Origin of the sequence: Streptomyces sp. 8L (assembly GCF_020176795.1) — a bacterium.
Lineage (GTDB): Bacteria > Actinomycetota > Actinomycetes > Streptomycetales > Streptomycetaceae > Streptomyces.
Genome location: NZ_JAIUKE010000067.1, coordinates 1 through 5,754, shown reverse-complemented (window position 1 = coordinate 5,754; position 5,754 = coordinate 1). Strand labels below are relative to the sequence as shown.

Below are 5,754 nucleotides of genomic sequence, written 5' to 3'. Positions count from 1 at the left end.
GCGTCAGGATGTCCGGCCGAAGCCGATCGTGGGGACCGCGCGGCGCAGGGGCCAGGGGCGGCCCCGGCGGGCGTCAGGCCGCGGTGTGGGTGCCGAACCGGTGCCGGTGGTACGTGAGGGGCGCGGCGTCCTCGCCGACGTCGGCCGCGGTGACGGTGGCGGCGGCGATGACATGGTCGCCGCCCGGCAGGAACTCCTCGACGGCGCAGGCCAGCCGGCCGGCGGCCCCCGCCAGATACGGCAGTCCCGCCTCCTCGTACCAGTCGACGCCGGCGAACTTGTCGGCGCCTTTGCGGGCGAAGGCCTCGGCGAGGGAACCCTGGCCCGCGCCGAGGATGTTGACGGCGAAGCGGCGCGTGCGGCGCATCGCGCTCAGGAGGCGGGAGTTCTCGTCGAGCGCCACCAGCACCATCGGCGGCTTCATGGACAGGGAGGCGAAGGCGCTCACCGTGGTGCCCCGGGGCACACCGTTCTCGGTGGTGGTGACGACGGAGACCGGGGTGGCCACCGACGCCATGGCCCGCCGGAAGAGGTCGGGGGACACCGGCCGGGGCGCGGTGCTGGGGGAGTGCATGGGCCGCTGCTCTCGGGTGCTCGTCGGGATGGTGGGGATGGGGGCTGGCCGGGCTCGGGTTCCTCCGGCTCAGAGGCGGATGACCGACGCGAGGGGCGGGAGGTGTCCGCCGAGCTCGTAGCCGCCGACGTAGACGCTCTTGGCGTCGGTGGGGTCGTGGGAGGCGAAGGTGCGGGCGTTGCGCCAGTAGCGGTCGAGCCGGTAGAGGTTCGAGGTGCTGCGCGCGCCGGTGATCTCGTGGATCTCGGAGGCGGCGTCCAGAGAGGCCTCGACGGAGGCCACCTTGGAGCGGAAGCAGTCGATGACGAGGGCGTCCGTGTCGTCGCCGTCCCGGGAGGCCTCCAACTGGTCCGCCGCGGCGTGCAGCAGGGCCCGGGAGGCGGCGAGGCGGCTGGAGAGCGCACCGATCCGGCGCAGGATCAGCGGGTCCTCGCCTGGGGTGGCGAACTGGGGCAGGGAGCCGCGCTTCATGGTCCGGGTGTGCTGGACGAGGGCGTCGAGAGCGCCCTCGCCGATGCCCTGCAACAGAGCGGCGTGCAGCAGCATCGCGGCGCCCAGGAACACGGAAGAGGGCTTCGCGGGCGCCGGCTGGTGCCAGCCGTCGGGCACGAAGACGTCGTGGTAGGTGACGGTCTGGCTCTGGGTGCCGCGCTGGCCCATGTTGTCCCAGTCGCCGTGCAGTTCGACCTGTGCGTGCCGCAGGTCCACCAGCACTTCGTGGCGCGTGGCCTCCTCGCCCTCCAGCACGCAGGCCACCAGCGCCATCCCCAGACCGTCGCTGTTGCTGTTGAAGGATTTCGAGCCGCTGAGCACCACGCCGCCCTCCACCGGCCGGGCGCTCACCCTGCCGCTCAGCCCGGTCTCCGCGGCGGAGGAGACGCAGCGCAGTCCCTCGTCGAGGATGCGGCGGGCGAGTTCGGCCCGGGTCGGCTCGGGCAGGGTGCTGCCGGGGCCGAGGAGGATACGGGCCACCAGCAGAGTCGTCAGCCAGTTCTGTCCGGTGGGTCCGTCGCCCGCGCTGATCTCCCGTACCGCGCGCAGGACCGCGCCCCAGCCGCCGCGTTCCGTGCCGTCCCACAGCCCTCCGTGGGCGGCGGGGACGGTCAGCCTCGCAAGCCCCAGGGTGGCCAGAAGCTTCATGTTGGCGGCCGGATCGTCGTTGTCCCGGTCGCTGGCCAGGCCGCCCTCGGCCAGGATCTGCCGGTGTTCGGAGACCGACGCGATCAGTGCCCGGGCTTCGGTGGTGTCGTGCAGGTGCGTCGTCACGGGGTGCCCCCAGTCCTGGAAATCCTGGTCCCGGAAATCCTAGAATGTGAATGCGAGTTCGCGTTCACATCGTAGGGAGGCAGGCGCTGTTGTCAAAGGCGTCCCTGGCCGGGGCCATCGATACGATGGGGCAGGTGAGCGACGACCCGACCCGCCAGGCGCCCTACCGCAGACCCCAGCAGGCGCGCAGCCGCGCGACCCTGATGCGGCTGCTGGAGGCGGCCGAGGAACTCCTCATGTCGGTCGGCACCGAAGAGCTGACGATGAACGCGGTCGCCGAGCGGGCCGGTGTCTCCGTGGGCTCGATCTACCGTCGCTTCGAGGGCAAGGACCAGCTGGTCAGCGCCCTCAGGGAGCGGATACTGGAGCAGCTGGACGAGGGGCTGGCCGAGCGCATACGCGTCGCGAGGCCCTCGCTCGCGGGCGTCGTGGACGCCTACGTCCACGCCCTGGTCCGGTCGTACACCGCAGCGAGCCGCCTCATCGTCAGCCTGCTGGCCGTCACCGGCACCGAGAAATCCGGCAGCCTCGGCCGGGGCATGACCACCATCGCCGAACTCAGCCGGGTCCTGAGCGACGCCGCGGCCCCCTACACCGACCAGATCCGCCGCCGCGACCCCGCGGCCGCGCTGGACCTCGTCGCCCGCAGCGTCATCGGCACCTGCGCGCACACGGCCGTACGCCCCGACCGCCCCGCGGACGAGGAGGGCTGGACCCGGCTCGCGGACCAGCTCAGCGACATGGGCCTCGCCTACCTCACGACCCCGGACCGCCCCCGGGACGGACAGCCCGGCACCTGAGCGGGGACCGCCGGGCGGTGAGCCGGGCATCGAACCGGGCCGGGCCACGTGGACGACCGCCGGGCACCGAGCGCCGGCCACGCAGACGGTCGACGGTTCGACGGCCCGACGCCCGACGGCCCGGCGCCCGGCCGCGGCGCGACGCGTGGCGTGGTTTTCCCGGTCCGTTCCCTTCGCGGTCGAAAAGTCCTTCGGGCATGTCGGTACGGGGTCGTACGCTGGTACTCCAGAGGTTGTCGAGCAGCGAGAACCCTGCAACGGGAGGTATGCGCAGGCCACAGCGCCGGCCCATGACTCAGACACCCACAGCCCAGCAGTCCGCGCAGGACCGGGCCAAGGCACAGATCACCGTCCCGGCCAAACACCCGATGGTGACGGTCCTCGGATCAGGGGATTCCCTCCTGCGCGTGATCGAGAAGGCGTTCCCGTCCGCCGACATCCACGTACGGGGCAATGAGATCAGCGCCTCGGGCAGTGCGGCGGACGTCGCCCTGATCCAGCGCGTGTTCGACGAGATGATGCTGGTGCTCCGCACCGGTCAGCCGATGACGGAGGACGCAGTGGAACGTTCGATCGCCATGCTCAGGGCGAGCGAGAGCGGCGGTGCGGACGGCCAGGAGACGCCGGCCGAGGTGCTCACCCAGAACATCCTGTCCAACCGCGGCAGGACGATCCGCCCGAAGACGCTCAACCAGAAGCGCTACGTCGACGCCATCGACAAGCACACGATCGTCTTCGGCATCGGCCCCGCGGGCACCGGCAAGACGTATCTCGCCATGGCCAAGGCGGTCCAGGCCCTCCAGGCCAAGCAGGTCACGCGGATCATCCTGACCCGCCCCGCCGTGGAGGCGGGCGAGCGGCTCGGCTTCCTGCCCGGCACGCTGTACGAGAAGATCGACCCGTACCTGCGACCCCTGTACGACGCGCTGCACGACATGCTCGACCCGGACACCATTCCGCGCCTGATGGCCGCGGGCACCATCGAGGTCGCCCCGCTCGCCTACATGCGGGGAAGGACGTTGAACGACGCCTTCATCATCCTGGACGAGGCGCAGAACACGAATCCCGAGCAGATGAAGATGTTCCTGACGCGGCTCGGCTTCGACTCGAAGATCGTGATCACGGGCGACGTGACCCAGGTCGACCTGCCCGGCGGCACGAAGAGCGGTCTGCGGCAGGTCCAGGACATCCTGGACGGCGTCGACGACGTGCACTTCTCCCGCCTCACGTCGCAGGATGTCGTACGGCACAAGCTCGTCGGCCGTATCGTCGACGCCTACGAGAAGTACGACAGCCGCACCGGCACCGAACCGCATCACTGACCGGAGAGTCCCAGCGCACCATGTCGATCGACGTCAACAACGAGTCAGGAACCGAGGTCGACGAGCAGGCGATCCTCGACATCGCCCGCTACGCGCTCAGCAGGATGCGCATCCACCCGCTCTCCGAACTGTCGGTGATCGTGGTGGACGAGGCCGCCATCGAGCAGCTCCACATCCAGTGGATGGACCTCCCGGGCCCCACCGATGTGCTGTCTTTCCCGATGGACGAGCTGCGTCCGCCGGCCAAGGACGACGAGGAACCCCCGCAGGGGCTCCTCGGCGACATCGTGCTCTGCCCCGAGGTGGCCCTCAAGCAGGGCCAGGAAGCCGAGACGCAGCACACCATGGACGAGGAGCTCCAGCTCCTGACCGTGCACGGTGTGCTGCATCTGCTCGGCTACGACCACGAGATGCCGGACGAGAAGGCCGAGATGTTCGGCCTCCAGGCCGCCATCGTGGACGGCTGGCGGGCCGAGCACGGGCTTGAGGGCCCGTCGCCCGCGCCCACGGTGTCGTGAGCGCCTCGCTGATCATCGGGGCGGTCGCCCTCATCGTCGTGGCGTGGCTCGCCGCCTGCGCGGAGGCCGGCCTCGCCCGTATCTCCAGCTTCCGGGCGGCCGAGGCCGTGCGCACCGGCCGCAGGGGCGCCGCGAAGCTGGCGCAGGTCGCCTCGGACCCGACGCGCTACCTCAATATGGCGCTGCTGGTGCGGGTGGCCTGCGAGATGGCGGCGGCGGCGCTCGTCACGTACGTCTGCGTCAAGCAGTTCGACTCCACGTGGGAGGCGCTGCTGGTCGCGATCGGGGTGATGGTGCTCGTCTCGTACGTGGCGGTCGGCGTGTCGCCCCGTACGATCGGCCGCCAGCACCCGCTGAACACGTCGACGGCCGCCGCGTACGTACTGCTGCCGCTCGCCCGGGTCATGGGCCCGGTGCCGGCCCTGCTGATCCTCCTCGGCAACGCGCTGACGCCCGGCAAGGGCTTCCGCAAGGGCCCGTTCGCGAGCGAGGCGGAGCTGCGCGCGCTGGTGGACCTCGCCGAGCAGGAGTCGCTGATCGAGGACGAGGAGCGCCGGATGGTGCACTCGGTCTTCGAACTCGGCGACACACTGGTGCGCGAGGTGATGGTGCCGCGCACGGACCTCGTCGCGATCGAGCGGTACAAGACGATCAGGCAGGCGACGACGCTGGCCCTGCGCTCCGGGTTCTCCCGCATCCCGGTGACGGGGGAGAACGAGGACGACATCGTCGGCGTCGTCTATCTGAAGGACCTGGTCAGGAAGGTCCACGTGAACCGCGACGCGGAGGCCGACCCGGTCTCCACGGCGATGCGCCCGGCCGCGTTCGTGCCCGACACGAAGAACGCGGGCGACCTGCTGCGGGAGATGCAGCAGGAGCGCAAGCACGTCGCCGTCGTCATCGACGAGTACGGCGGCACGGCGGGGATCGTCACGATCGAGGACATTCTGGAGGAGATCGTCGGCGAGATCACCGACGAGTACGACCGGGAGGTGCCGCCCGTCGAGGAGGTCGGCGACGGCTCGTACCGGGTGACGGCGCGGCTCGATGTGGAGGACCTGGGCGAGCTGTTCGGGCTTGAGGAGTTCGACGACGAGGACGTGGAGACCGTCGGCGGGCTCCTCGCGAAGGCGCTGGGCCGGGTGCCGATCGCGGGCGCGACGGCCGAGATCGACCTGCCGGACGGCCGGGGGGGGGGGGGGCGGGCCCCGCGCCCCCCGGGGGGGCGCCCCCCCATAAGCGCCCAAACCCGCCCGCCGCCGCCCCCCCGCGCC

At 71.2% G+C, this 5,754-nt stretch carries 6 protein-coding genes; 4 read left to right on the top strand and 2 right to left on the bottom strand.

Annotation, left to right across the window (positions count from 1 at the left end; genetic code table 11):
- Positions 1 to 73 precede the first annotated feature (73 nt).
- Positions 74 to 574, bottom strand: a complete 501-nt coding sequence (locus tag LCE31_RS07570; RefSeq protein ID WP_225013226.1) for a flavin reductase family protein — start codon at positions 572 to 574, stop codon at positions 74 to 76.
- Between the two features lie 69 nt (positions 575 to 643).
- Positions 644 to 1,840 carry an acyl-CoA dehydrogenase family protein gene (locus tag LCE31_RS40790; protein ID WP_225013225.1) on the bottom strand — a complete coding sequence of 399 codons (1,197 nt, stop codon included), beginning with the start codon at positions 1,838 to 1,840 and terminating at the stop codon, positions 644 to 646.
- 125 nt (positions 1,841 to 1,965) lie between these two features.
- Between LCE31_RS40790 and LCE31_RS07560 the strand changes: the two genes are divergently transcribed.
- The 4 genes from LCE31_RS07560 to LCE31_RS07545 all read left to right on the top strand — a co-directional run.
- A complete protein-coding gene (locus LCE31_RS07560; RefSeq protein WP_225013227.1) occupies positions 1,966 to 2,640 on the top strand; it encodes a TetR/AcrR family transcriptional regulator in 675 nt (224 codons plus the stop codon).
- 290 nt (positions 2,641 to 2,930) lie between these two features.
- Complete coding sequence (locus LCE31_RS07555) at positions 2,931 to 3,962, top strand: PhoH family protein (protein WP_225013224.1); 1,032 nt, start codon at positions 2,931 to 2,933, stop codon at positions 3,960 to 3,962.
- Positions 3,963 to 3,982: 20 nt separating this feature from the next.
- Positions 3,983 to 4,480: an rRNA maturation RNase YbeY gene (gene ybeY, locus LCE31_RS07550; RefSeq protein ID WP_225013223.1), complete on the top strand. Its 498-nt coding sequence runs from the start codon at positions 3,983 to 3,985 to the stop codon at positions 4,478 to 4,480.
- Positions 4,477 to 5,754: hemolysin family protein (locus LCE31_RS07545; protein ID WP_225013222.1), on the top strand; the 1,278-nt coding region annotated here is incomplete at its 3' end. The genes ybeY and LCE31_RS07545, both read left to right, overlap by 4 nt.

Excerpts from the sequence above, each read along its gene's own strand:
- LCE31_RS07570 (WP_225013226.1), bottom strand. The coding sequence starts at position 574 with ATGCACTCCCCCAGCACCGCGCCCCGGCCGGTGTCCCCCGACCTCTTC.
- LCE31_RS07560 (WP_225013227.1), top strand. The coding sequence starts at position 1,966 with ATGGGGCAGGTGAGCGACGACCCGACCCGCCAGGCGCCCTACCGCAGA.
- LCE31_RS07555 (WP_225013224.1), top strand. The coding sequence starts at position 2,931 with ATGACTCAGACACCCACAGCCCAGCAGTCCGCGCAGGACCGGGCCAAG.
- ybeY (WP_225013223.1), top strand. The coding sequence starts at position 3,983 with ATGTCGATCGACGTCAACAACGAGTCAGGAACCGAGGTCGACGAGCAG.